General features: G+C 45.0%; 19 protein-coding genes, 1 other RNA gene and 1 pseudogene. 12 read left to right on the forward strand and 9 right to left on the reverse strand.

Going from position 1 to position 22443, the window contains the following annotated elements:
• Positions 1–43: 43 nt before the first annotated feature.
• Positions 44–577, reverse strand: a complete 534-nt coding sequence (gene yjjX / locus A8L45_RS09600) for an inosine/xanthosine triphosphatase (protein ID WP_068901649.1) — start codon at positions 575–577, stop codon at positions 44–46.
• 14 nt (positions 578–591) lie between these two features.
• Positions 592–1431 carry a sterol desaturase family protein gene (locus A8L45_RS09605; RefSeq protein WP_068901651.1) on the reverse strand — a complete coding sequence of 280 codons (840 nt, stop codon included), beginning with the start codon at positions 1429–1431 and terminating at the stop codon, positions 592–594.
• A 219-nt stretch (positions 1432–1650) separates the two neighbouring features.
• Between A8L45_RS09605 and A8L45_RS09610 the strand changes: the two genes are divergently transcribed.
• Together A8L45_RS09610 and A8L45_RS09615 are read left to right on the forward strand one after the other, a co-directional pair.
• Positions 1651–3972 carry a marine proteobacterial sortase target protein gene (locus A8L45_RS09610; protein ID WP_068901653.1) on the forward strand — a complete coding sequence of 774 codons (2322 nt, stop codon included), beginning with the start codon at positions 1651–1653 and terminating at the stop codon, positions 3970–3972.
• Positions 3969–4583 (forward strand): class GN sortase, encoded by a 615-nt coding sequence (locus A8L45_RS09615; protein WP_083228283.1) that lies wholly within the window; start codon positions 3969–3971, stop codon positions 4581–4583. Before A8L45_RS09610 ends, A8L45_RS09615 begins: the two co-directional genes overlap by 4 nt.
• 55 nt (positions 4584–4638) lie before the next feature.
• Here the strand turns inward: A8L45_RS09615 and A8L45_RS09620 are convergent.
• Positions 4639–5405, reverse strand: a pseudogene (locus tag A8L45_RS09620) (ribonuclease H1 domain-containing protein).
• A gap of 264 nt (positions 5406–5669) precedes the next feature.
• Here A8L45_RS09620 and A8L45_RS09625 point away from each other — a divergent pair.
• The 4 genes from A8L45_RS09625 (at position 5670) to A8L45_RS09640 (ending at position 11432) form a co-directional block, all read left to right on the forward strand.
• Positions 5670–7640 carry an LTA synthase family protein gene (locus A8L45_RS09625; protein ID WP_068901656.1) on the forward strand — a complete coding sequence of 657 codons (1971 nt, stop codon included), beginning with the start codon at positions 5670–5672 and terminating at the stop codon, positions 7638–7640.
• A gap of 558 nt (positions 7641–8198) precedes the next feature.
• A complete protein-coding gene (locus tag A8L45_RS09630) occupies positions 8199–8684 on the forward strand; it encodes a DUF3015 family protein (protein WP_068901658.1) in 486 nt (161 codons plus the stop codon).
• A 61-nt stretch (positions 8685–8745) separates the two neighbouring features.
• Entirely contained in the window at positions 8746–10599 is a 1854-nt protein-coding gene (locus tag A8L45_RS09635) for an Lnb N-terminal periplasmic domain-containing protein (protein WP_068901660.1), read from the forward strand.
• Positions 10600–10868: 269 nt separating this feature from the next.
• The gene (locus A8L45_RS09640; RefSeq protein WP_068901662.1) at positions 10869–11432 is read left to right on the forward strand and encodes a DEAD/DEAH box helicase family protein; all 564 of its coding nucleotides are present in this window, start codon (positions 10869–10871) and stop codon (positions 11430–11432) included.
• Positions 11433–11580: 148 nt separating this feature from the next.
• On the opposite strand, the gene A8L45_RS09645 is transcribed toward A8L45_RS09640, so the two are convergent.
• Positions 11581–11832: a hypothetical protein gene (locus A8L45_RS09645; RefSeq protein ID WP_068901663.1), complete on the reverse strand. Its 252-nt coding sequence runs from the start codon at positions 11830–11832 to the stop codon at positions 11581–11583.
• A gap of 287 nt (positions 11833–12119) precedes the next feature.
• Between A8L45_RS09645 and A8L45_RS09650 the strand changes: the two genes are divergently transcribed.
• On the forward strand, positions 12120–12518 hold the full coding sequence (locus tag A8L45_RS09650) for a hypothetical protein (protein ID WP_068901664.1): 399 nt from the start codon (positions 12120–12122) through the stop codon (positions 12516–12518).
• A 13-nt stretch (positions 12519–12531) separates the two neighbouring features.
• On the opposite strand, the gene A8L45_RS09655 is transcribed toward A8L45_RS09650, so the two are convergent.
• From A8L45_RS09655 to A8L45_RS09665, 3 genes are all read right to left on the reverse strand, one after another.
• Positions 12532–13014, reverse strand: a complete 483-nt coding sequence (locus A8L45_RS09655; protein WP_083228284.1) for a very short patch repair endonuclease — start codon at positions 13012–13014, stop codon at positions 12532–12534.
• A gap of 91 nt (positions 13015–13105) precedes the next feature.
• The gene (locus A8L45_RS09660; RefSeq protein WP_068901665.1) at positions 13106–13315 is read right to left on the reverse strand and encodes a hypothetical protein; all 210 of its coding nucleotides are present in this window, start codon (positions 13313–13315) and stop codon (positions 13106–13108) included.
• 70 nt (positions 13316–13385) lie between these two features.
• Positions 13386–13958, reverse strand: a complete 573-nt coding sequence (locus A8L45_RS09665; protein WP_217492150.1) for an HNH endonuclease — start codon at positions 13956–13958, stop codon at positions 13386–13388.
• 180 nt (positions 13959–14138) lie between these two features.
• Between A8L45_RS09665 and A8L45_RS09670 the strand changes: the two genes are divergently transcribed.
• The 3 genes from A8L45_RS09670 (at position 14139) to A8L45_RS09680 (ending at position 20257) form a co-directional block, all read left to right on the forward strand.
• Complete coding sequence (locus A8L45_RS09670; protein WP_068901666.1) at positions 14139–15326, forward strand: DNA cytosine methyltransferase; 1188 nt, start codon at positions 14139–14141, stop codon at positions 15324–15326.
• Positions 15327–15451: 125 nt separating this feature from the next.
• Positions 15452–18319 carry an ATP-binding protein gene (locus A8L45_RS09675; protein WP_217492151.1) on the forward strand — a complete coding sequence of 956 codons (2868 nt, stop codon included), beginning with the start codon at positions 15452–15454 and terminating at the stop codon, positions 18317–18319.
• 93 nt (positions 18320–18412) lie between these two features.
• Positions 18413–20257: a response regulator receiver domain gene (locus tag A8L45_RS09680; RefSeq protein WP_068901667.1), complete on the forward strand. Its 1845-nt coding sequence runs from the start codon at positions 18413–18415 to the stop codon at positions 20255–20257.
• A gap of 88 nt (positions 20258–20345) precedes the next feature.
• Here the strand turns inward: A8L45_RS09680 and ssrA are convergent.
• Both ssrA and smpB read right to left on the reverse strand, forming a co-directional pair.
• Positions 20346–20732: a transfer-messenger RNA gene (ssrA, locus tag A8L45_RS09685) on the reverse strand.
• Between the two features lie 46 nt (positions 20733–20778).
• On the reverse strand, positions 20779–21264 hold the full coding sequence (gene smpB / locus A8L45_RS09690) for an SsrA-binding protein SmpB (protein ID WP_068901690.1): 486 nt from the start codon (positions 21262–21264) through the stop codon (positions 20779–20781).
• A gap of 363 nt (positions 21265–21627) precedes the next feature.
• Between smpB and A8L45_RS09695 the strand changes: the two genes are divergently transcribed.
• Positions 21628–22062 (forward strand): SRPBCC family protein, encoded by a 435-nt coding sequence (locus A8L45_RS09695; protein ID WP_068901668.1) that lies wholly within the window; start codon positions 21628–21630, stop codon positions 22060–22062.
• A complete protein-coding gene (locus tag A8L45_RS09700; RefSeq protein ID WP_068901692.1) occupies positions 22052–22399 on the forward strand; it encodes an RnfH family protein in 348 nt (115 codons plus the stop codon). Before A8L45_RS09695 ends, A8L45_RS09700 begins: the two co-directional genes overlap by 11 nt.
• Positions 22400–22443: the final 44 nt, after the last annotated feature.

A 22443-nucleotide genomic window follows, 5' to 3' on the forward strand; every position in this document is an offset into this window, starting at 1 on the left:
TTTTAGCTGAAAATAATGAAACGCCCACTGTTCAGCGGTTGAATCAGTTGGCCAGTTCAGAAGCAAATAAGGAAGGATTGATAAAAGGTATCAGTGCCAGAATCAGTGCCTGGTGGTAAACAGAACTGCGGGTTAGCTTACCGTCAGTCAACATGGCAATCGCTCCGCCTTTTTGCTTCACATTGGTCTGGCTGAACATTTCATCCATCACATCGCCCAGCTCCTTGCCCTGATGTATACCAGTCATTGCCTGTTCTGGCAGAGGAAGACTTGCGGAGCGGGACTCTCCCCGCTGGCTGCCAGACTCAATGACCATCCATGCAAATGTAAAGTGACCATCAATGCCAGCCTCAAGGCCAACAAAATAATCGCCTTCACATTGACTACGAGCGTTTTTCACCCGGTTTTCCGCACCCAGTTTGGTTTCTTCGTTAGTCATAGGTTGGTCAGCAACTTCGCTCGGCACTGATATACCTTCAAACATCATTTCTTTGTCGGGAAAGACTTCTTTGAATGCGGTTTCAACGGCAGAAATTTTTGCCGGGTTGAGAGAGGCTACTATCACTCGGGTTGTCATGGTACGTCCTGTTATTACTTGTCGTTTGTTGTTGTTTTTTCTTGTTGGTCAGAAGGTTTCTGATTTCTGAAAGGCAATGCCAGCAGGCCTGTGATCCATACCGTCTGGTTTTCGGTCTGAAACTGACTCAGGCCAATATCCATCTTGTCATGGCCGTCCTTTGGCTCGGAATTATACGTGCCAAACAGCTTATCCCAGAAAGAAAAGTTAAAGCCGTAATTGCTGTTGGTTTCCTCTGGGCGTACCGAGTGGTGAATGCGATGCATGTCCGGCGTGACGATTAGCCTCCGTACGATGCGATCAAGCCAGTTGGGCAGGGCAACATTGCTGTGATTAAACATAGATGTGCCGTTGAGGATGATTTCAAACAAAATCACTGCTGCTGCGGGAGCGCCCAGACAGGCAATTGCCACAAACTTAATCAGCATTGACAGGATAATCTCAATGGGGTGGAACCGACCGCCTGATGACACATCCAGGTCCCGGTCAGCATGGTGAACTGCATGCAGTCGCCACAGCACGGGGATACGATGAAACATTAAGTGCTGACCCCAGATAATGAAATCCATCACAATCACACTGATCAGGACAGCCAGCCAGTAAGGCACAGCAAAGATGTTCAACAGTCCCCAGCCCTGTTGCTGACAGTAAACGGCAAAACCGGCTGCAGCGACCGGAAACAGCAAACGAACCGTGATGGTATCCACGACCAAAAGACCAAGATTATTAAGCCAGCGTTTGACCCATGAGACTCTGAGTGCACGTTTGGGTGCCAGTCGTTCAGCAATGGCCATGATCACGAAGATACCGATAAAGGCCGAGAGGCGGAACACAACCTCATAAGACTCCAACATGCTGATCTCCCTTTTAATCCGCCTGAGTAACAAAATGGCGGTATTTCACTGATGCTGCTTTCAAGAATATCACCTTCTTTAGCGACAGCACTATTGATGGTTTTCAGTTGCCATATTTCGGCCATATTTGGCCTTAATTAACCATTATCTGGCCCTTCTAACGCCTAGGTTGCTTGTTGTAATGCCGTTATGGCAATTCAATAACCGGGGACACTGCATATGAACGGCTTTTTTCATCCATCTTTCACCCAGCGTCGACAAATTATCCGGCGTTTTAACCAGTACTGGCGATGTGGCTTACTCATAGTCGCGAGTACAATACTGACTGCATCGGTCAGTGCCGCGCCTGACAGTGACGACGTTGGCCTTCACTATCAGCTCAATGGCACACGTCACGCCGTACCTTTGCTGTCCACCAAAGTCACAATGAAAACGTCAGGACTTATCAACCGGGCCAGTGTGGTGCAGACCTTTACTAATCCGAGTAATACGTGGATCCATGGCCGATATGTTTTCCCTTTGCCAGACACTGCGGCCGTTGATCGACTGAAAATGATCATTGGCGATCGGATCGTAGAGGGTGAGATCAGTCCTAAAGTAGCCGCTCGCAAGCAATATGAAAAAGCCAAAACTGAGGGAAAGAAAGCCAGCCTGATCGAACAGCACAGGCCGAATATCTTTTCGACAGAAGTGGCGAATATTGGCCCCGGAGAAACTGTCAAGATCGAGATTGAATATCAGGAAACGGTCAGTTACCGCGACGGTGAATTTTCATTGATGTTTCCTACTGTTGTTGCTCCCCGCTATATACCCGGTCTTGGTAACCGCGAACCTGAACCGGCAATTGATGATTCGCTTACCTCGGATGTGCAGAATAACGAACAGTCTTCCCCTGCGGTGAGTTTTCCTGCTGAACGCAGTGCGTTGTCCGGGCTGGTAACCCAGATGCCTGAGCTGAATCGTGGCTGGGCGAAAAATAACACCCGGGTGCCTGATGCCAAAGAGATCACCCCCTATTACCGCAATCCGACAGATTCCGAACTCCCTTTTGAGATCACCGTTGAACTGGATGCGGGGCTTCCGCTGTCATCGATCTTAAGCCCAACCTTTACGATCAAAACCGACAAACAGGGTGAAGGGCGCTACGCCATCACGCTCGGTCATCCTGATATCTCAGATCGGGATTTTATTCTCAACTGGCGACCCAGAGCGTCTGCTGCGCCACAGGCAGCCCTTTTTGTCCAACCCGATGCGCAGGATGGGAACAGCTATGGGTTGTTGATGACTATGCCACCGCAGGCCATTAATAAGGCGGGGAGTATCGTGACGTCGTCGATGAGAAAAGACGTCATGTTTGTGCTCGATGTGTCCGGTTCGATGGAAGGTGAGTCAATCCGGCAGGCCAAAGCGGCACTGTGGTACGGATTAAGAAAGCTATCCGCCGATGACACCTTCAATCTGATCATTTTCAACGATAAAACCTCTCGTTATTCCGACAGCCCCCTGCTCGCCACTGAAAAAAATCTACGTGATGTTTCAACCTTTATCGCAGGCCTTGAGGCCAACGGCGGGACAGACATGTTACCCGCCCTGCACCGGGCATTAGATCAGCCTCCGGGTGAAGGACAACTGGGTCAGGTTGTCTTTATCACCGACGGCAGCGTGGGGAATGAAAGTGAGTTGTTTCAGGAAATTCAGCAAATGTTGGGTGACTGGCGACTCTTTACCGTTGGTATCGGCGCGTCCCCCAACCGCTATTTTATGGAGCGGGCTGCTGTGGCAGGGAAGGGGACCTACAGCTATATCGGTAACACCGACAAGGTCGATAAAAAGATGCGCATACTGTTTGATCGCCTCTCAACGCCATCCATGCGTGATATTTCACTGGCGACAGACAAGGGAAAACTGGATTTCTGGCCTAAACCTATACCTGATCTTTACTTGCAGGAGCCTCTGCTGGTGGCTTTCAGGATCCCCAAAGGAGCTAACGAAGTGCTGGTCAACGGAAAGCTTGCCGACACACCTTGGCATCACAGTGTGCCGCTCGGTGATATAGCGCAACAGGCACAGGCAACAGGTATCGACGTGTTGTGGGCAAGAAACCAAATTAAAAGTATCAATTTGAACCCTGAGATCAGCGCAGAAGATAAAAAAACGATGATCACTCAATTAGGTTTGACCCATCACATCGTGACTGCCCACACCAGTCTGGTCGCGGTCGACAAAACGCCTGTCAGGCCTGTTGACGCATCGGCAGTAGAAAAGGGTATCGCAATTCACCGTCCTGCGGGGATGACCATGGCGTTACCAACCGGTCCAAGAATGGCGGGTACTGGCAAGGGTAGTGACATGCTCATTGTTTTATCAGGCTTGTTAATGATGGCGGGTTTGATCCTGCTCCGCCTGCGGGTAAGAGCGTTTGGTGAATGTAAGGTCATACAGGGAAACACCGACGATGTTGGAGGAACCACAGACTTTGTTGACCAAGTTCCCGTAATGGGAAACGGCCTGTCGGCAGCAATAGAGGGGAGAGCAATATGAGCCCGAATCTATTTTGTTACCTTAACTATTACGATGACAAACGCTGGTGGCAATGCACCCGAACCAGCCTTGCCGCTGGATTGATACTGGCATCATTACTTATCGGTAGTCAGGCCGTCTGGATCAAGGCCAAGGCTACACTGGCGCAGTACCTGATTGAGGATGTGTGGTTACTGCAAAAACAGACAGGAGACAAGATCCCACCTTGGCCTTGGGCGGACACATACCCGACAGCAACCCTGACCTTGCCTGACCAATCTCCTCTCTATGTGCTGGCCGGCGTGAGTGGCCGGAACCTGGCGTTTGGCCCGACCTTACAACAATATACTGCCCAGCCCGGAGAACACGGCAATGTCGTTGTGTATGGTCACAACGATACGCACTTTAAAGGCCTAGAATCTCTGAAACCGGGGCAATTAATCGCCTTAGAGAATACCATTGGGGAACGGATATTTTATCGGGTGTCGTTAACTGAAGTGGTCAATGAGATGGATACCGAATGGGTGACTGATAACAATGAGGATATTCTGACACTGGTTACCTGTTATCCGTTTAACAGTGCCACAGTGAATGGACCACAACGTTATGTTGTGGTCTCAAAGCGGGTTTGAAGGCGAAGATAAAAGGCCAGAGTTCGAGGTTGAAAACACTGATTGGGCGGGGATATCAGCCCGCCCGCATTGCCAGTATGCCCGGAACATCGAGTGCCCCGGTATAACGACAAAAGTCAGGCTCTCTTTCATCTATCGCCAGTATCGACATCCGGTCCGCCATTTCATTGCCTTCAATGCCAACATGCCCGTTAACATGTGAGATGGTCAGGCGGTCTTTGAGCAACAGATATTGACGGTACATGGTTTGAATCAGGGACAGGTTTTTAATTTCACCGCCAGACTTTTTCCAGCCTTTCTTCTCCCAGCCCTGTGCCCACTGAGTAATACAGTTAATGGCATAGACAGAATCACACAGAATAGTGACCTTAAGATCATTATTCAGATAGGTTTCAGCCATCAACAAGGCTTGGTGAAGCGCATTCAGTTCAGCAAGATTATTTGTGCCTTCGGAAGCGTAGAGGCCATACCAAAGCTCTGTCAGCTCATTGTCCTGATAAAGCGCCAGTCCCGAACCTGCTTCACCGGGGTTAGGGTCACAAGCTCCATCGGTGAAAATTTTGATATTGGCATCCAGTGCCAGTACCTGCGACTGCGTCAGAGAGCCCGCTTTTTTTGTCGTCGTCTTTTTCACCGCTCCTTTTTTGTCCGTGGATGTGGCGACTGTCGCGACCCCTTGTAAGCCTGTTGAGCTTCTTCAATCGTCGGGAAAGACTTATATTTTGCTCCTTGAAAGCCATGCACCTGTTTCTGGCAATCTGGCCAGTTGTCATAAACTCCCGGTGAATGTCCTCGCCAAACCACGTAATATTTTTTTGCCAAAATGCCTCCATTTCTGATAAGTCGGCTATCCAGCCAGTATGACACTGCTATTTGTTCTTTCAAAGATCGCTGCAGAGCCGTTGGAAAAACAGCCATTCTTAAACTACTGTTTTATCTGTTTTTTACCTAAGCAGTCAGAGTAAATCCGTTCACAAATTAGGCTTTCTGTGTGTTTATTGTGTAATTTTTGTGATGAGATTATCTTTTCTTGATGGTATTTTGCGGCGCTGTTTGAGTTTTTTAAGCTAAGAAAAGGTAGCTTCAATGCGAGAAAGCAAAACCCGTACATTTAAAAAGTACCTAGGGCCTGTCTATCCGTTTGCTGTGTTTATTGGCCTGTGTTTGGCAGTGTTTACCATCTCTCGCCTTGGGCTTTCCATCTGGCAGGCTGATCGTGTCAGCGAACACCATGGTTGGTTACCTATCCTACTTAGCGGCCTTCGCATTGACCTTACGTCTCTCAGCTGGTTGTTTATTCTGCCTGCCTTTATCTCCTGTTTTGTTCCTTCAAAAGGTGTGATTAACAAAGGCTGGTGGCTGATTGCAAGAGTGTGGATGACACTCGGTCTATGGTTTGTGGTGTATATGGAGCTGGCAACGCCATCTTTCATTGCTGAATACAACCTGCGTCCTAATCGCCTGTTTATCGAATATCTCATCTACCCGAAAGAAGTCTTCAGCATGCTGTGGACTGGCTACAAGCTTGAGCTATTCATCGGCTTTGTCGGCAGCATTATTTCAATTGTCGGTGGGTGGAAGCTTAGCCGGAGAGTCACCGAAGACCTCACTTATCCTCGCTGGTACTTTAAGCCTGTGGCGGGTTTTGCCGTTCTGTTGATCATGTTTATGGCCGCTCGCTCAACACTGGGTCACCGTGCGATTAACCCGGCGATGGTAGCGTTTGCCCCTGACCCGTTGGTAAACGACCTGGTGCTGAACTCGCCTTATTCCATGCTGTTTGCGGCTAAAAACATGTCATCTGAAATTGATGCCAGTAAGTACTACGGCAAAATGTCAGAGGAAGAAATTATTCGTCGTGTCCGAGAAAGCTCGGGCATGAAAGGGGAGATGCTCAATGCGTCTGTCCCTACGCTGTCAGCGCATACAGCACGTTATCAGGGGAAGCCGCGCAACGTCGTAATTTTGCTTCAGGAAAGTCTCGGTGCCCGTTTTGTTAAAACGCTGGGCGGTAAAGATCTGACGCCGAATCTGGATAAACTGATGACCGAAGGTTGGAACATGACCAACTTTTACGCGACTGGAACCCGCTCTGTGCGCGGTATTGAAGCGGTCACCACCGGGTTTTCACCGTCACCGTCACGCGCAGTGGTAAAACTGAGCAATAGCCAGACCGGTTTCTTCTCTATCGCTGAACTGCTTGCTAAACATAACTACCACACCCAGTTCATCTACGGTGGTGAAGCACACTTTGACAATATGCGCAGCTTCTTCCTTGGCAATGGTTTCCAAGAGATTGTTGATCTGCCGACCTTCACCGACCCGAAATTTGTTGGTTCGTGGGGTGCATCTGATGAAGACCTATATAACGAAGCTGACAAACAGTTCACCAAGCTACACAAGCAAGGACAGCCGTTCTTCTCGCTGGTGTTTACGACCTCAAACCACTCGCCGTTTGAGTACCCTGAAGGGCGTATAAAAGAAACCGCGCCAACCCGAGATAACGCAGTACGCTACACAGATTGGACGATGGGAGAGTTTTTCAAAAAAGCCCGAAAGTCTGAATACTGGAAAGACACGATTTTCTGGGTGATCGCCGACCATGACGCACGTGTTTATGAGCCAGAAATGCTGCCGGTGAAAAGCTTCCACATCCCATCACTGGTTTTGGGTGGCGGTATACAGCCAAGACAGGATGACCGTCTCGCCAGTAGCATGGACGTGGTACCGACTATGCTCTCCCTTGCCGGGATCAGTGCTGATATCCCGACAGTGGGCAACGACCTTAGCGGTGAGGTACCGCCAGAGCGACAACGTGCGCTGATGCAGTTTGATAAAAACTTCGGTTATATGACCAAAGATGGTGTGGTGGTGATGCAGCCAGAAAGGCCGCCACAGGGGTACCTCTTTAACCGTGTCACTGGCAAGTTAACCCCAAGAGCGTTGAGCAAAGAAGAAGCTGAAACCGCGAGAGCACACTCACTGTGGGCGAATCTTGCCTACCGTAAAGGCCTCTACCACCTGCCGGGTGAAGGTATGGCGATGGCGTTTGAATAAACACGGCTTTCAAATAAATAATCAGCCCCGCTACTGCGGGGTTTTTTATTCCCCATACAGCGAAATTATCCTCGATTTTGATTTCTTAAATTTATTACTATTTAAATATCGATATTCCTCGCAAAAAAATAGGCTTGCACAAAAAGTAAGTAGATTAATTAATTTCCAACCGATTATTTTATATTTTTCTTGAAAAAATGAGTTATTTTTACTCAGCTTTAGTATTTTTAATTTGTTTTTACGTTAATAAATAGTAATAAACACCTATCATTTATTTTTATTCTGTCGAAAAAACAGCCAGCTTTTAATGGGTGGTTTATCGTTGGTTTGCTGTTGGCAATATTTTTGGTAATAATGCCGCCTGATTCTGTTTCTATACTCGCAGTGTCTAAAAATTCGGGGCCGCTCAGTTGGCAGCAGTGGCTAATAATGATTATTTATCAGCACTGTCCCCTGAATAAAAAATACTCAATAACAGCAAGTGAAAACTTGTTTTAGTTGGGTTTTACTAAAAATATTTGTTTATTCAATAGATGGAATAAACACAAGGAATATAAAATGAAAAAAATTCTGGCAGCAGCTGTAATGGCAGCAACTCTTCCTCTTTCTCACGTTGCAATGGCTGATTCTGATATCGGTTGTGGTCTGGGTACCATGATCTTTGACGGTAAATCAGGCAAAGCATTCAAGATCTTGGGTGCGACCACTAACGGCACTTCCGGTAACCAGACTTTTGGTATCACTTTTGGCACTCTGGGCTGTGACGGTACTTCAACGATCACTTCTGCTGAAAAACTGTCTCTGTTCATCGACGGTAACATGGACAACCTTGCTCGCGACATGTCTCGTGGCGAAGGCGAAACTCTGGCAAACCTGTCTGAAGTATGGGGTATTGAAGATCAGGACAAAGCGGCATTTAATGAGCTGGCGCAAGCAAACTTCAAAACCATTTTCAGCTCTGAAAACGTTAATTCACAAGACGTTTTCGCTAACCTGAATACACTGGTATCTGCAGACGAAGCTCTGTCTGTATACACCATCTAATAAGCGCCAATCTTATATAAATTAAGTGCCCAATTGTGGGCACTTTTTTATGCGGTATATAATGAAATTACGACTTGAAATAACGGCTCTATTACTGGGATGCCTATTTTTATTTCCCACCCTGTCTTTTGCCTCAGAGAAAGAGAAACTTGCCGAGCTCTCAACACACGCATACTGGTATAAGTTAGGGCATTATTTACCCAAGCCACTCGGCCGTATCGAAAGCACAGTAGATAAACCGACGTTTTTTTATTCTAAAGACGGTAAAGTCGACCCTTATTCCGAGTTGGTTGCGACTTATGACGCCTTTTACAGTGATGATCCTGAAAAGGCAAACGCAGCCCGCTGTGCGTATCCCGCACGTTATACATGGCTAGAGCAGCAATTTGGCCGCCAAGCCGAGCTTAATTGTCCAGAGATGGAAAACTGGCACAGTGTATTGAATCCAGAGGGCATGACGCTGGTTTTCCCGACCGCCTTTATGAACAACCCCTCATCCATGTTCGGGCATACCCTGTTACGAGTAGACACCAAAAACCAGAACAGAAATAAAGAACTGATGGCCTTTGCCATTAATTTTGCTGCTGAGCCAGACAGCCAAGACAACCCGGCACTGTTTGCCATAAAAGGGCTGTTTGGACAATATCCCGGCCGATTCACCGTCATGCCGTATTATCGAAAAGTACGCGAATACAACGATATAGAATCAAGGGATATCTGGGAGTACAAACTCAGTCTGACAGAAGAAGAGGTAAATCGGATCCTGCTACACCTCTGGGAAATGCAAAGGGCCGACTTTGACTACTTCTTCCGGGATGAAAACTGCTCGTATCAGTTACTGGCCCTGCTGGAGCTCGCTCGTGAAGACCTACACCTGACCGATGGTTTTCACCTTAAGGCGATTCCGTCTGATACGGTTGCCAAATTGGCTCAACAAGGCCTGCTGAAGGAGACTCGCTACCGCGACTCGTTCGGAACTCGTCTACTCCACCTATCAGAACAGATGGATGACCACTTATTTGCTGCCGCTGTTCAGGCAAAAAAAGGCAACATGCCACAGCCAGAGAAATACAGCGTTGAGCAACGGATAAAGATTTTGGAATTTGCTTACGAGTGGCTGAATTTTGAGTTATATGATGATGCGCTTGAGCGCGACGGTACTGCCGCCATTCTGACAACATTATTGTATGAAAGAAGTCGGCTAAAAATGGACTCCCCATTTACCGAGCCACCACGCCCGGCTGCATCTCCAGAACAGGGGCATCCTGCCAATCGAATAGGGTTGGCAATGAACGTTGGCGATAAATTTGGCCCCCGCGGCTCAATGGAATGGCGTGACTCGTATCATGATTTGCTGGACTCGCAGAAAGGGTTTGTACCCGGCGCACAGATCAGCTTTTTCGATACTCAAATCAGCATTGACGATCAGAATACTACCCGACTCGACAGACTGTACCTGTTGGATGTTATGGCACTTGCGCCAAGTACCCGAACGCTGGACAGCCTGAGCTGGAATATCCGTTCAGGCTTTGACAGACAGCCCGGCAAAGACAAGATGGCTGGCCGCTGGTTTGCACAGGGTGGCATGGGTAGATCGTGGGGAACACCAGACACCTTCCATCTTTACTCACTGATCAGTGCAGAGGTCAACGGTGGCGAGTTAACAGGGCAGGAGTTCACATCCGGTGCGGGTGTCGAGGCAGGCTTGATTTATCAGGCCAGCGACAATCACAGGGTGGGTATTCAAGGACAGTATCTCAAACTGTTCAACAGTGACGCCGAGCAGCATGCCGATGTATCAGCAAGCTGGAACTGGTCGCTAAACCGCCAATGGGCATTAAGAACCAAGCTGACCTATCAGCATTGGTATCAAGAAGAGCTGAATACTAAACTCACCGCGTTTATGTATTTCTGATATCGAAGCCACCGAGCCTGTTGTTTACCTTTGCGAATACCTTTAATTACTGATGATTGGCGCTGAAAAGCGCCAGTCTACTTCCTCTTATCACATACTACTTATTCAGGCTGTGACGGGTCAGTTTGTAAACCTATTCGCCGAGTGTGTTCGAAAATAGAAAGCGTGCTTATCCGCCTCTGGTCGCACTTTCTGGTTACAAGTTTTGAGTCAATTTCAAATTCACGCTTTACTGAACCTCTTTTTTTAGCGCAGTTAAAGGAACCTTGATGGACGTCGTTGTAATTTTTGGTCCTCCGGCAGTGGGCAAAATGACAGTAGGCATGGCACTTGCCGAATCAACAGGTTACCGACTCATGCACAACCATATGACGCTTGAGCTGGTACACAACTTTTTTGAGTTTGACGATCCCGAGTTCTGGCCTTTGGTGCGCGAAATCAGAGAGAAACTATTTTCGGCGATTAAGGACAGTAATTTACCAGGTCTCATATATACGTTTGTCTGGGCATTGGATCGGGATAGGGACCGAGAGTCGATAGAAAATTACTGCTCTGCCATCGGCGTCAGTATTAACGATGTTAAGTTCGTTGAGCTAACCGCTGATCAAGACACGAGACTGCTTCGAAACAAAACTGAACTTCGTTTAGCCGAGAAAAAGTCAAAAAATGATCTTGAGAAATCTGAAGCGAATTTACTGGATTTTGACCAAAAGCATCAAATGAATACAGAAAATGACTTCATCTTTTCCAATCATTTAAAAATTGATAATACTAATCTCTCACCTCAGCAAACAGCCCAACGCATCGTGCGTCACTTTGGTATATCAAAGTAAAAAGACTCGTTTTTAGTCCACCTCAATGTTGCTGACACGCAATTAACGCTATCACTCGATAACAGATCTTGCGCGAGACATTGGGGTAGAGAAGAAACGCGTTGAGCGGTTGATAAAGAGTGACGAAGCCCCAGCAATCTCAATTGGCCTATTTAAACCACACCTTGCCACCAATCATTTTGAAGGCTGGCGCACCCCTTATCAGCGTATCTCTGGCAAAAACCGCCTCGCAGTTCGGACAGGTGCAGGGAGTACGGGTAAAATCTTCGCTAATCCGCTCCTTAAAACACTTCACCAAGGCACCTTTTCCGCCTTTGCGATACTTATAGAGTTGCTGATTACACTTTTTACAGAAGATATCGACCGTCTTCGTCGGGCCTTTTTTATTAGGCTGAGCCATAGATGTGAGCACACATAAGAATAACAACGTCAATATTATACGCATCCGGCCTGAAAATACGCGACGTTGAAAGCCATCAACTTAATCTACACAGGGTTAACCCGTCTCAATTTATTCTGAAAACTAAGCAGTGAATTCGCTATCTTATTAATGCTGGTGTGAAGAAAATGGGCACGACAAACTTAAGACACGTGTCGGTTGGGTGCATGAGTGATGATATGCAGTGATCGCGTTCTGCCACACAAGCATAATGAACAGCTCTGGACATTATTTATTCAAGGATGACTATGGCGGTATTATCGTCTTTATCGTTTCGAAGCCTGCTATTGCTTCGCTTGGCACTCGACGCAAACGAGTATGGCTGTGATATAGAACAGGACATCATGGACCTGTACCTGTTTCCCGAAAGGCTGGCTGAAAGCTACCCCGATGAGTGGCGCTCATACATCAAACGCGGCTTGGCGCGACTGAAAATTAAAGAGTCATCCGTCGCTGCCATGCTCTCTGACCAACCTCATACCCTGAACGACGACGAAGAAAAGCTACTGGAAAAGATACGCAACGCAAAACCCCAGTTTGACAGACTGATCGCCGTGGTTGATGAGGCGCAGCGCGCCCAGCACGCCGACAACGTCAGCGCACTGCAAACCCCACTGCACAGATGGTTGGAGTGGGCGATTTCGTAAGGCGAATGTGCGTTTATACTATTGTATCTTTGATGGTGAGCCCGTCACTGTCGATAGCGGCAAAGCTTGCCGCTGTATTTAGCCAAGTACATATCAACACCATAAGGCTCGTGTCCGCCAAGCTGTGCTTACCTTTTAGCGCGTACTCCCAGATAACCAGAACCCGGATATGGCTGGCGAGCAGCTTTCGAATATTTCGTTTATCCCTATCAGCGTTGCTTGTCAGCTTGTTGAACCAGAACTCACACCGGGTTTTGGGTATGTGAGACAGGTGGCATTGGTGCAGATGCCAAAAGCAGCCATTAACAAAAATGACAGCGTTGTATTTGGGGAGCCAGATATCCGGTTTACCCGGAAGGTTAGGCGGACAGAGTCGAAAACGAAAGCCCCTGGCATGAAGGGTCTGCCGCACGATCAATTCCGGTTTGGTATCGCGTGGCTTTATTGCACGCATGTTTTTACTGCGAGACGCAGGGATAGCTTCAACATCCGCCAACAGTAACCCTCCCAAAAACAATTCTATATTTTGCGCCTTTTGTCAGGGCTGAATTGTCTAAACGGTGCGAGTAGCATGTGGATAGGCTAAGTTAGCCAGCAATTAGTCGGTCAATCCATTCTTTAGCTTCCGCGTGAGCTGATGGCACATCAAAGCAGAGAAGGGTTTGAAGAATGCTATCGCCAATAGAAATCGAGACCTCATAGCCACCCGTTTGTTGATCAGGGTTATCCTCGATAACTATGCTTCGGCCTCTGTAAGTGAATTCCAACTCAGAGTGCTCGATATAATCTACGAACATACTTGCCTCTTAACTAACAAGAACGTGATTAATATCGTATGCATTAGGAGGAGGGTCTACAGACTATGAGTCACATCGGTTTTTTAATGAAGGCCTGATCAAGTTCTTTATAGAGTTCAAGCGACTTTTCTGACTCAATCTTTATATTTTCATAAAGGCTATTTGCAATCACTCGTATGGCGTGCTTCTCAGACTCGTTGAGTTTCGGGTACTTATACTGCTCAATATGGTTCAAAATACGCTGGCGACGGTCTTCATACTGGTCTTTTTGTCCGTGTTTGTCACAAACCTCTTTAAGGTGCTGTTCCCAGTTACAAAAGGTTTTATCAAGGTTCCTTGCCCGCTTATTACAGCTTTTGCAACACGGCACAACGTTACCGGGATGATGCAAACCAAACTCAGTGCGATTGAACATGAATAAATGCTCGATTTGTAGGGTTTGCGAAGCCTCTTCGCAGTATGCGCATCGCGAGGCAAAATCCTGTTCTTTGATTTTAAGCCAAAGTTTTTTTCCGTTACCGCTAGCAGTGTTAAAGGATGAACCGAGGTAAAACTCACCTACTTTGGTGAGGAGAGCACGAACAGCAGTGTTCGCAGAATCAGAAGAAGTGTTATATACAGCCATTACTACATTTTCAGACATTAAGACTTGCGCATAGTAGCTTTATCTTCCAAGTTTTTTAAGCATTACAGTTTGCTTTATTGGTCAGAGAGTGTGTTTTATCAGTAAAGGCCCGAAAATACGTCCAAATAAGTAATGATCATGGATTTTTGTTAGCGGCTCTGTAGAATTAGCCGGCTTTTGTTTTTTTGAGTAGGAAGTATGACGTTCAAGGCAATAGATCTTTTCGCGGGTGCTGGTGGTTTTACACTATCTGCTTTAGATGCAGGTGTTGATGTACTCGCAGCTATCGAGTTTGATTCGGCTGCAGCTCGCACATACGAGAAGAACTTTATTCGCGGCAGACGACATAAACTCAATATTGATCTGCGCGGTGGGCCTGTTAACGGAGACATCAACGAAGTTGATCCAGGTGAACTGCGTGATAGCCTCTCTTTGAATGAAGGCGATTTAGACCTTATTCTTGGCGGTCCACCATGCCAAGGTTTTTCCACTCACCGGATCAACAACGCAGGGGTGGACGACCCTAGAAACCAGCTACTTCTTCGTTACTTCAAATTTGTGGAAGAGTTTAAACCAAAAGCATTTTTGGTTGAGAATGTCGCTGGCTTAATGTGGAAAAGGCACGAAGAATACCTAGAGAAGTTTCTTGACCATGCCGATGAGGCGGGGTATTCCATCAAATTTTGCAATGTACTAAATGCAAAAGATTATGGCGTACCTCAAAACCGAAAGCGTGTATTTATCTTAGGTGTAAGAAAGGAACTAGATCGCGAAGACTTAACTTTTCCACCTAAGCCAACACATTTTTCGCCCAATTCGGGCAAGCTTCCATTCTGGCGAACTGCTTCATGCGTTTTTGAACCTGTACCTGCCTACCATTATCAAACGTATTGGGACGAGTACTTTTCTCGAAAAACAAAGCTCTCAAAAGAAGAGGCATTCAAATTGCTCAAAAATCTTGAGAAGGGCAGGAAAGTCAGGAAAAACGATAGCTGTAATTTCCATATGACACCAAGCAAGGAAATGGCAGAGCGCTTTGAAGATACGCCTCTAAACGGAAGCAGAGAGGATGCAGGTGAAAAACACCGTCTAGCTTGTCACTCAAATGGCTACAAGGGTCATAAAGATGTGTACGGCCGAATAATGATTCACCTCCCAAGTAATACGATAACAACAGGCTGCAATAACCCGTCAAAGGGGCGCTTCGTTCACCCATGGGAAAACCACGGTATTACACTTCGCCATGCAGCAAGGCTGCAAACATTTCCGGACTGGTATTCTTTCAATGGAAGTTCTACCGAACAAGCAAGACAAATTGGTAATGCTGTCCCTCCCCACTTAGGTAAAAGCCTGTTGGTTTCTATCAAGAAATTCCTGCTAAATTAGAGAGCTTATACTCTATCCCCCAAGGTGCGTCTCGCAATTTGGTATAAATATCCGCAATAGTAAGTTTATCTAGACAAGTAAACTTACTATCATCTCCAGTCAATATAAAAAAAGAGCAATCAAAAATGGTCTCCTCAGCTGTTTTTCAAACCAGAGCGCGCACAATTGACCACCTAGGTCGTGAGCAAATCGCAGACTGTCCTACTGCAATTTCTGAATTATGGAAAAATGCCTTTGATGCGTACGCCCGAAATGTATCACTGCATATTTTCGATGGTGAAATACCAGTTGCGACTCTTGTAGATGATGGGCATGGTATGTCACTGCAAGATATTCGCCAAAAGTGGTTAACTGTCGGCACTGAGTCGAAAGCAACAATAAGTGAAACTCCTATTGAAGATAGGGGGGGCATCCAGCAAGAGAGAGTGAAACAAGGCCAAAAGGGGATTGGTCGACTTTCATGTGCAGCACTCGGTAAGCTGATGCTCTTGGTATCTAAAAAAACAAATAGTGAGTTCTCTGCCTGCTTACTAGATTGGCGTTTATTTGAAAACCCATTCGTTATGTTGCAAGACATAAAACTACCTCTTGTGGAATTTCAAACTCGTAATGAACTCATTTCACAGCTACCGGATATGTTCGATGCTCTTATGGGCAATATTTGGGGAGACGGCGAAGATGAAGGGAGAGATCAGCGAATTGAATCTGCATGGCAGCTATTTCATGAACAAGAGCTATCGGAAGAGAAAGATTCCACTAAGCAGGCAATAGAAAATACTGTCATTAATGCTTGTTTTACTGAGCGTCACTTTGATACATGGGGTGTTTGGAATGGCCATTCAAGCCAAGGGACCGCTATGTTTATCGCGGATATTCATGATGACCTTAAGTCACATATATCTATAGACTCAAGCTCAGACGCTGAAGGAGCAGACATAAGGGCGAAAGAGAGATTTAACCAAACGCTGGCAAGCTTTGTGAATCCTTTTCTTAGAGAAGATGAGCCTTCTGTTACTGACTTTAAAACGAGTGTTGTTGCATGGAATGGTTCTCTGCAGCGAATTATCATAGATAGCCTTCATGACTTCAATATCGACAAATTTGATCAGCTTGAACATATCATTGAAGGTGACATTGATGAGATGGGGCAGTTTAGAGGTAGAGTGAAAGCATTTGGCGATTGGCATGAAAATATAACTATTTCCCCAAAATCTAGATATAAATTTCGTAAAGATACCCATTTTGGCGCTTTCCAAATACGCCTTGGTACTTACGAGGTTATTCTTAAAAGCAGTTCATTATCAGAAAGCCAGCATGCGATGTTTGAAGATAACAAGAGTGTGTTTGGTGGCTGTATGGTTTACCGTGATCACTTACGTGTTATGCCATATGGACGTGAAGATAACGATTTTTTTGAAATTGAGAAACGTAGGTCAAAAAATGCTGGTATGTATGTTTTTACTAACCGAGCTTGCTTTGGTGGCGTATATATTTCAAAGAAAAATAATCAAAATCTAAAAGATAAAGCGGGCCGTGAAGGTATTATTGACAATAAAGCATCTAAATTATTTAGAGAGGTTGTTGAAAATATACTTATCGAGGTGGCAAAGAGGTTCATTGGTCGTAGTTCTGATATAAGATTTGAAAAAATAGCAGAAAATAAAGCGAGGCATGAAGCCGAAAAAGCGTTAGCAGATAAGAAGAAGCTATTAAAAAAAGAGCTAAAAAGAGTCAAGTTATCAATAATTAAAGATATGCCATTATTGCTTGAATCAAAAAATGAACTTATTGATATCACCAATAAGTTTAAGAATAGTGAAGTTAACCTGAATCAAGACGAGTTGGTAAGCTTAAAACATAAGATCAATGAAATAGATGGTAATGTAAAAAGTTATTCTCTATCGCCTGTTCCTCGAACGCTCGGTAGTGTTGAGCAAGATTATCGGGACTATAGAAAAGTTGAAACAGACTCTATAGAATTAATTAAAGATATAAATGCAACGATAAATAATGCACTAGACAAGCTTATAATTAAAGAAGATATCGATATAGCAGAAAAAGACTTCCAGAGTAAAGCGGGTATTCTTCATGCGAAAATTCGTAAATTATCAGCAGAAGGAAGGGATCTCCTTAAGAAACAAAGTGCGAAATTTGAAGAGAAAATAAATTTAGCTAATAAAGAGTACCATCAGAAAATTTCAGTATACCTAGATGACTTGGCTGCTAAAAGAACGACATTAGAAAAAGTTCTGGTCATTATTGATGAAGAATATCAAGAGCATGAGTTAAGGATAAATCAGCAATTGTCACCATATATCTCTGCATTGGAGGGGTTGGATGAACAAATCGATTTGGGGGGCTTAGCGCTTCAGACCGTTAATGAGTCAACAAAATTAAAGAAACAAGTTGAACAGGTTAATGCGCTAGCTCAACTTGGTATTTCAATAGAAATCATAGGCCATGAAATTGAAGGCTTTGATTTAACGATGGAAAGGGGTCTAAAAGCGTTAGGTGAATCAACACTAGATAATCACCAAACTAATGACCTTTCAAAAGTTGTTCAGGCCCACCAATCCTTAAGCGATTCTTGGCGATTTTTGAGCCCTCTTAAACTCTCTGGTGAGAAAGTTAGAGTTATGCTTACAGGGGACGACATATATTCATATGTAAATAGTTTTTTCAAATCTCGCCTTGAGAAAGCTGACATTAAGTTCTCTCAGACTGACTCATTTAAAAACTTATCAATATATGAAATGCCATCTCGTATTTATCCTGTTTTTATAAATCTGGTTAACAACTCTAGATATTGGGTAAAGGATACAGAAGAGAGTGAAAAGTTAATAACGCTTGATGTTAAAGATAACCTTGTCTATGTGAGCGATAATGGCCCAGGTGTTCACCCTGAAGATGTCGACGAGTTATTCAGTATTTCTTTTCCAAGAAACAACGAGGAGGTCGTGGTGTTGGCCTCTATCTTTGTCGCCAAAATCTAGCCGTAGGCGGTCATGAGATATATTACGAGTGTAATAGAGAAAATAAAGTTCTAAGTGGGGCTAACTTTGTAATTAATTTTAAGGGGATAAAAAATGTCGGTTGATTTTGATTATAAGCCTTTCCTTAAAAAAGCATATATAGATCCGGTTAGAACAGTAACTGTTATTGATGATGAATATCCAACTTTAGATGATTTAATTACTAAAACTAAAGATGACTTTAAAACAGATGATATAGATAGACTTCGAGAGATTGTTAAGGTTAGCAGAACAAGTGAGTTTAATTGGCTTCTTGATGTTTATAATGGTCAAGAAGATAAAATTGAAGAGAAGATAGTATCTAATAGACTTCACCATAGTGATCTATTAATTCTCGATTATCACCTTGACGGTGAAGATAATGGTTATTGTAAAAAGTCAATTGACATAATAAAAGGACTGTCCACCAATAGGCATTTTAATATTGTTGCCGTACATACAAAGGGCTATTCGGGAGACAAAGGGTCTGTAAAAGATGTACTTGTCGATATAATCGTATCACTTCAGATAAGGCCCAAGGTATCTATTCTTAATGAACCATTATTGAAAAAAATTGATGACCATATTGATGACTGGGAGCTTGAAGACGATTCCATAAGAAGTAGGATCGTTGAGTCCATATCAACATTGGACTTACTGCATCTAATTAAAGATTATGGCGATGATATAGCCAGGCCTACATTTGAACATGAGCTCTTTATCGAACTCGACAGCATATATGGTGAGCTTCCTTCTGATATTAAATTAAATAAGGCACTATTTGTTAAATGGCTGTGTCACCAAAAGCTTAAAAAGTATGATGGATTTTTTAGTAGTTCTCCTGCCAGCTACCTAGATTGGGGAGAGGGACAAAGCGCGAATTGGCTTAAGACAGAGGATCTTTTCCTTACAGTACTCGGTAAAAAGCAAACTCCTGTCAATGAGATACCTTCTCAGATAGTTGCTGCTATGGATATGTGGCGACCTCATCCACACAAACTAATTTTGAGTAAACTGAGAAATGAAGTGGAGAGTAAAGGGATCTCAGCCTCGAGCAGCATACTTCATAAAAAGTTCTTACAAGCATCATGGCTCAAGGAGCTACTCGGTAGGGAGCACGATAGTTACGCTGTGCAAACGGCTGCTTGGTCAACAATTTCGAAGCTATGGGAGTCCTTGGCATATGAAATTAAGCCAGAGTTAGGCAGTTTTACTGTTGATTTAGTCAATGCAGTAAAAGCTATCCCCGATCCGTTGAATTATTTTTTAGAAAAAACGACGAGGGAAAATGAAATTGAACAAGTGAAGCATGCTAATTGCTTTAGCTGTTCTCGCAAAGTAGCTACACATCATTTGGTGACTGGTCATGTGCTAGAGATAAACACAAATTACTGGTTATGCTTAACTCCAGCTTGCGATTTAGTGCCTGGTCAAAAGAAGCAAAGTGATGGTCTAATGCCAGTGACTCTTGTGCAAATGTATGATGCCAAACAGGCATTGAATAGCACTCGGGAAAGTATGTGTAAAAGCTTGGGTTTAAAAGTCTCCGATCTTGAGGTTCTAAACGAGTCTCAGCAACTAGAAAAGATTATTGAATACTCCACTGAAAATAACCTTCTTTTTATTCAGCCAAATGACCGCTCTGATGATATTAAAATTTTGAGCTTCACTGTAGGCCTTGATGGGAAGGCCAACCCTAAATGCAGAGAGTATCACGCTGAAAATCAGGGTATCTTTGATGTAGATAAACTAGAGGTCAATCTTCACTACGTGAAGCCTTGTGATAAGGACAATGCATTAAAACCCGAACAGGTCTCAGCTAGAGTTGTGGCGGAGCTGCGGTACGAATATGCTTTGAATTTGCTTGGTAAGTTGGGTGTGGCACGGTCACGAGTGGGTTTAGGCTTCGTTGGTAGATAAACATCGCGGCACTCTCAGTGCCGCTTCTTCTCGTTCACACGAACAAAAAAAAGCGCCAACCCTTTCGAGTTGGCGCTTTCCAAACGTTTGGTGGAGCTGGCGGGAGTTGAACCCGCGTCCAAAATCAGTCTAACTAATGGCGCTACATGCTTAGTCTTTCTTTATTCTCGTCAGTGGGCTGCGGAAAGACACGCCACACAAAGACATACCCGAATTGAGTTTAACGCTTCCGCTCTCGAGTCAAAGCTTCCACGCGATCCTGTTTAGGTTTGATCCCTCGTTGTTCCCAGTCCTACAGGCGGAGGCTAGGGCGAGAGAGAATCGGTAGGGTATTAAGCTACTATTACGCTGCTAGAGCGTACGATTCGAAGTTTTCGTCGTTTGCGACTATTTTTTTGCGGCTTTTAACGAGGCCAACCGCCCCTCGGCATGCTCCACAAGCCTTCATGATCCTGTCGAATCCTGAATCAGCCCCGGAATCAGACGGCAGATACTATCATAACTCTCTGCTGCGTCAATGTTTATCTGGCACTATGCTTCATAATGCGCGCCTTATCGCGCTGCCAATCGCGTTCTTTATTTGAATCGCGTTTGTCGTGCATTTTCTTACCTTTAGCCAAACCTACTTTTATTTTAACCCATGACTGTTTCCAGTACATAGAAAGGGCGACCACGGTATATCCGTCTCGGGTAACTTTACCCATCATATTGTCGAGCTCACGACGTTTGAGCAGGAGCTTTCTGCTGCGTGTCGGGTCTGCCACAATATGTGTTGATGCTGCGTTGAGTGGAGTGATAGTAGCACCGTATAAAAACGCTTCACCGTTGTTAAACGAGACATAGCTATCGCCAATGCTGACTTTGCCAGCACGAAGTGCTTTAACTTCCCAGCCTTGAAGCTCAAGCCCTGCTTCTATTTCGTCTTGGACGAAGAATTCATGGCGAGCTTTCTTATTTTGCGCAATTGTGTTGCTGCCGGGTTTTTTCTTTGAATTTTTCTTTGCCATAGTGGCCGCATTATACGTAGTTGGCGGAAGGCGGTGAAATACTTTTATCACTTTTTTGTTAATTATCCCCAAACTAACACCCGGTTTTATTTCTGATTTTGTCGATGCCCACCAAAGGGGCATCTTTTGATGTTGATGCCTTTTTCATCAACAGGGGACAGCTAAGTGATTCGTCATGTTTAGCGCCGGGTTCTATCTACTGCTACAGTAGAAATATAGTGATAGACCACGTTTTTTCTGTGTTTTTGAGGTGTCACGTATTCTTTACTGGTCTGGTTTTCGGCACGTCGTCCAGAAATCCTGATCTTTCAGGTTAACTGGGTATGGTGATATAATCCGTGTCATTCTTTTAAAGGAGACACTATGCCAAGAATCACTCGTTCCGCTTTGGTACCGTTCAGTGCAGAGCAAATGTTTGAGCTTGTAAATGATGTTGAAGCCTACCCGTCGTTTTTGCCCGGTTGTGCCGGTTCGCGTGTGCTCGCGACCGATGGCGCATCGATTACGGCGTCGGTGGATGTATCGAAAGCAGGCATTCGAAAGACCTTTACCACTCGCAACTCGCTGGTAGACGGTCAACGGATTGACATGCAATTGGTGGATGGACCGTTCAGAAAGTTGGTTGGTGGTTGGCACTTTACTTCTTTAGATGTCGATGCTTGTAAAATTGAGCTGAACCTCGATTTTGAGTTTACTAACAAGCTGGCAGAAATGGCTTTCGGCACGGTATTTAATGAATTGACCGGTAATATGGTTAAGGCGTTTACGAAGCGCGCCAGAGATGTTTATGAGCCATGATGAAAAACTGCTTCACATAGAAGTTGTTTATGCGCTGCCTGATGAGCAGCGCGTTTTTAAATCTGCTGTCACGCCAGACATGCACGTTGAAGATATTATTATCCATTCAGGCATTCTTGAGGCTTACCCTGAGATTGATCTGAAAAAGAACAAAGTAGGCGTATTCAGCCGCACGGTGAAACTTGATGCCACTGTCCACGATGGCGACAGAATTGAGATTTACCGCCCGCTTATGGCCGACCCGAAAGAAATTCGACGCCGACGAGCGGAAAAAGCCAAGCTTGAGGGTAAGGCTGACCCGGTAACGGGCGGTAAGGTTAATACGCAGCGTAAATAGGGCGTAGCCTTTGCCCGGTGAGCACATTTAATTTGTACAAAAAA

This window comes from Veronia pacifica (assembly GCF_001707825.1).
Classification (GTDB): domain Bacteria; phylum Pseudomonadota; class Gammaproteobacteria; order Enterobacterales; family Vibrionaceae; genus Veronia; species Veronia pacifica.

What these genes read in the sequence shown, in the direction of transcription:
- A8L45_RS09700 (WP_068901692.1), top strand. Translation starts at nt 22,052, where the DNA reads ATGAGCCATGATGAAAAACTGCTTCACATAGAAGTTGTTTATGCGCTG.
- A8L45_RS09660 (WP_068901665.1), bottom strand. Translation starts at nt 13,315, where the DNA reads ATGTTCGTAGATTATATCGAGCACTCTGAGTTGGAATTCACTTACAGA.
- smpB (WP_068901690.1), bottom strand. Translation starts at nt 21,264, where the DNA reads ATGGCAAAGAAAAATTCAAAGAAAAAACCCGGCAGCAACACAATTGCG.
- A8L45_RS09630 (WP_068901658.1), top strand. Translation starts at nt 8,199, where the DNA reads ATGAAAAAAATTCTGGCAGCAGCTGTAATGGCAGCAACTCTTCCTCTT.
- A8L45_RS09625 (WP_068901656.1), top strand. Translation starts at nt 5,670, where the DNA reads ATGCGAGAAAGCAAAACCCGTACATTTAAAAAGTACCTAGGGCCTGTC.
- A8L45_RS09695 (WP_068901668.1), top strand. Translation starts at nt 21,628, where the DNA reads ATGCCAAGAATCACTCGTTCCGCTTTGGTACCGTTCAGTGCAGAGCAA.
- A8L45_RS09615 (WP_083228283.1), top strand. Translation starts at nt 3,969, where the DNA reads ATGAGCCCGAATCTATTTTGTTACCTTAACTATTACGATGACAAACGC.
- A8L45_RS09650 (WP_068901664.1), top strand. Translation starts at nt 12,120, where the DNA reads ATGGCGGTATTATCGTCTTTATCGTTTCGAAGCCTGCTATTGCTTCGC.
- A8L45_RS09640 (WP_068901662.1), top strand. Translation starts at nt 10,869, where the DNA reads ATGGACGTCGTTGTAATTTTTGGTCCTCCGGCAGTGGGCAAAATGACA.
- A8L45_RS09610 (WP_068901653.1), top strand. Translation starts at nt 1,651, where the DNA reads ATGAACGGCTTTTTTCATCCATCTTTCACCCAGCGTCGACAAATTATC.
- A8L45_RS09680 (WP_068901667.1), top strand. Translation starts at nt 18,413, where the DNA reads ATGTCGGTTGATTTTGATTATAAGCCTTTCCTTAAAAAAGCATATATA.
- A8L45_RS09605 (WP_068901651.1), bottom strand. Translation starts at nt 1,431, where the DNA reads ATGTTGGAGTCTTATGAGGTTGTGTTCCGCCTCTCGGCCTTTATCGGT.
- yjjX (WP_068901649.1), bottom strand. Translation starts at nt 577, where the DNA reads ATGACAACCCGAGTGATAGTAGCCTCTCTCAACCCGGCAAAAATTTCT.
- A8L45_RS09670 (WP_068901666.1), top strand. Translation starts at nt 14,139, where the DNA reads ATGACGTTCAAGGCAATAGATCTTTTCGCGGGTGCTGGTGGTTTTACA.
- A8L45_RS09645 (WP_068901663.1), bottom strand. Translation starts at nt 11,832, where the DNA reads ATGGCTCAGCCTAATAAAAAAGGCCCGACGAAGACGGTCGATATCTTC.
- A8L45_RS09635 (WP_068901660.1), top strand. Translation starts at nt 8,746, where the DNA reads ATGAAATTACGACTTGAAATAACGGCTCTATTACTGGGATGCCTATTT.
- A8L45_RS09675 (WP_217492151.1), top strand. Translation starts at nt 15,452, where the DNA reads ATGGTCTCCTCAGCTGTTTTTCAAACCAGAGCGCGCACAATTGACCAC.
- A8L45_RS09665 (WP_217492150.1), bottom strand. Translation starts at nt 13,958, where the DNA reads ATGTCTGAAAATGTAGTAATGGCTGTATATAACACTTCTTCTGATTCT.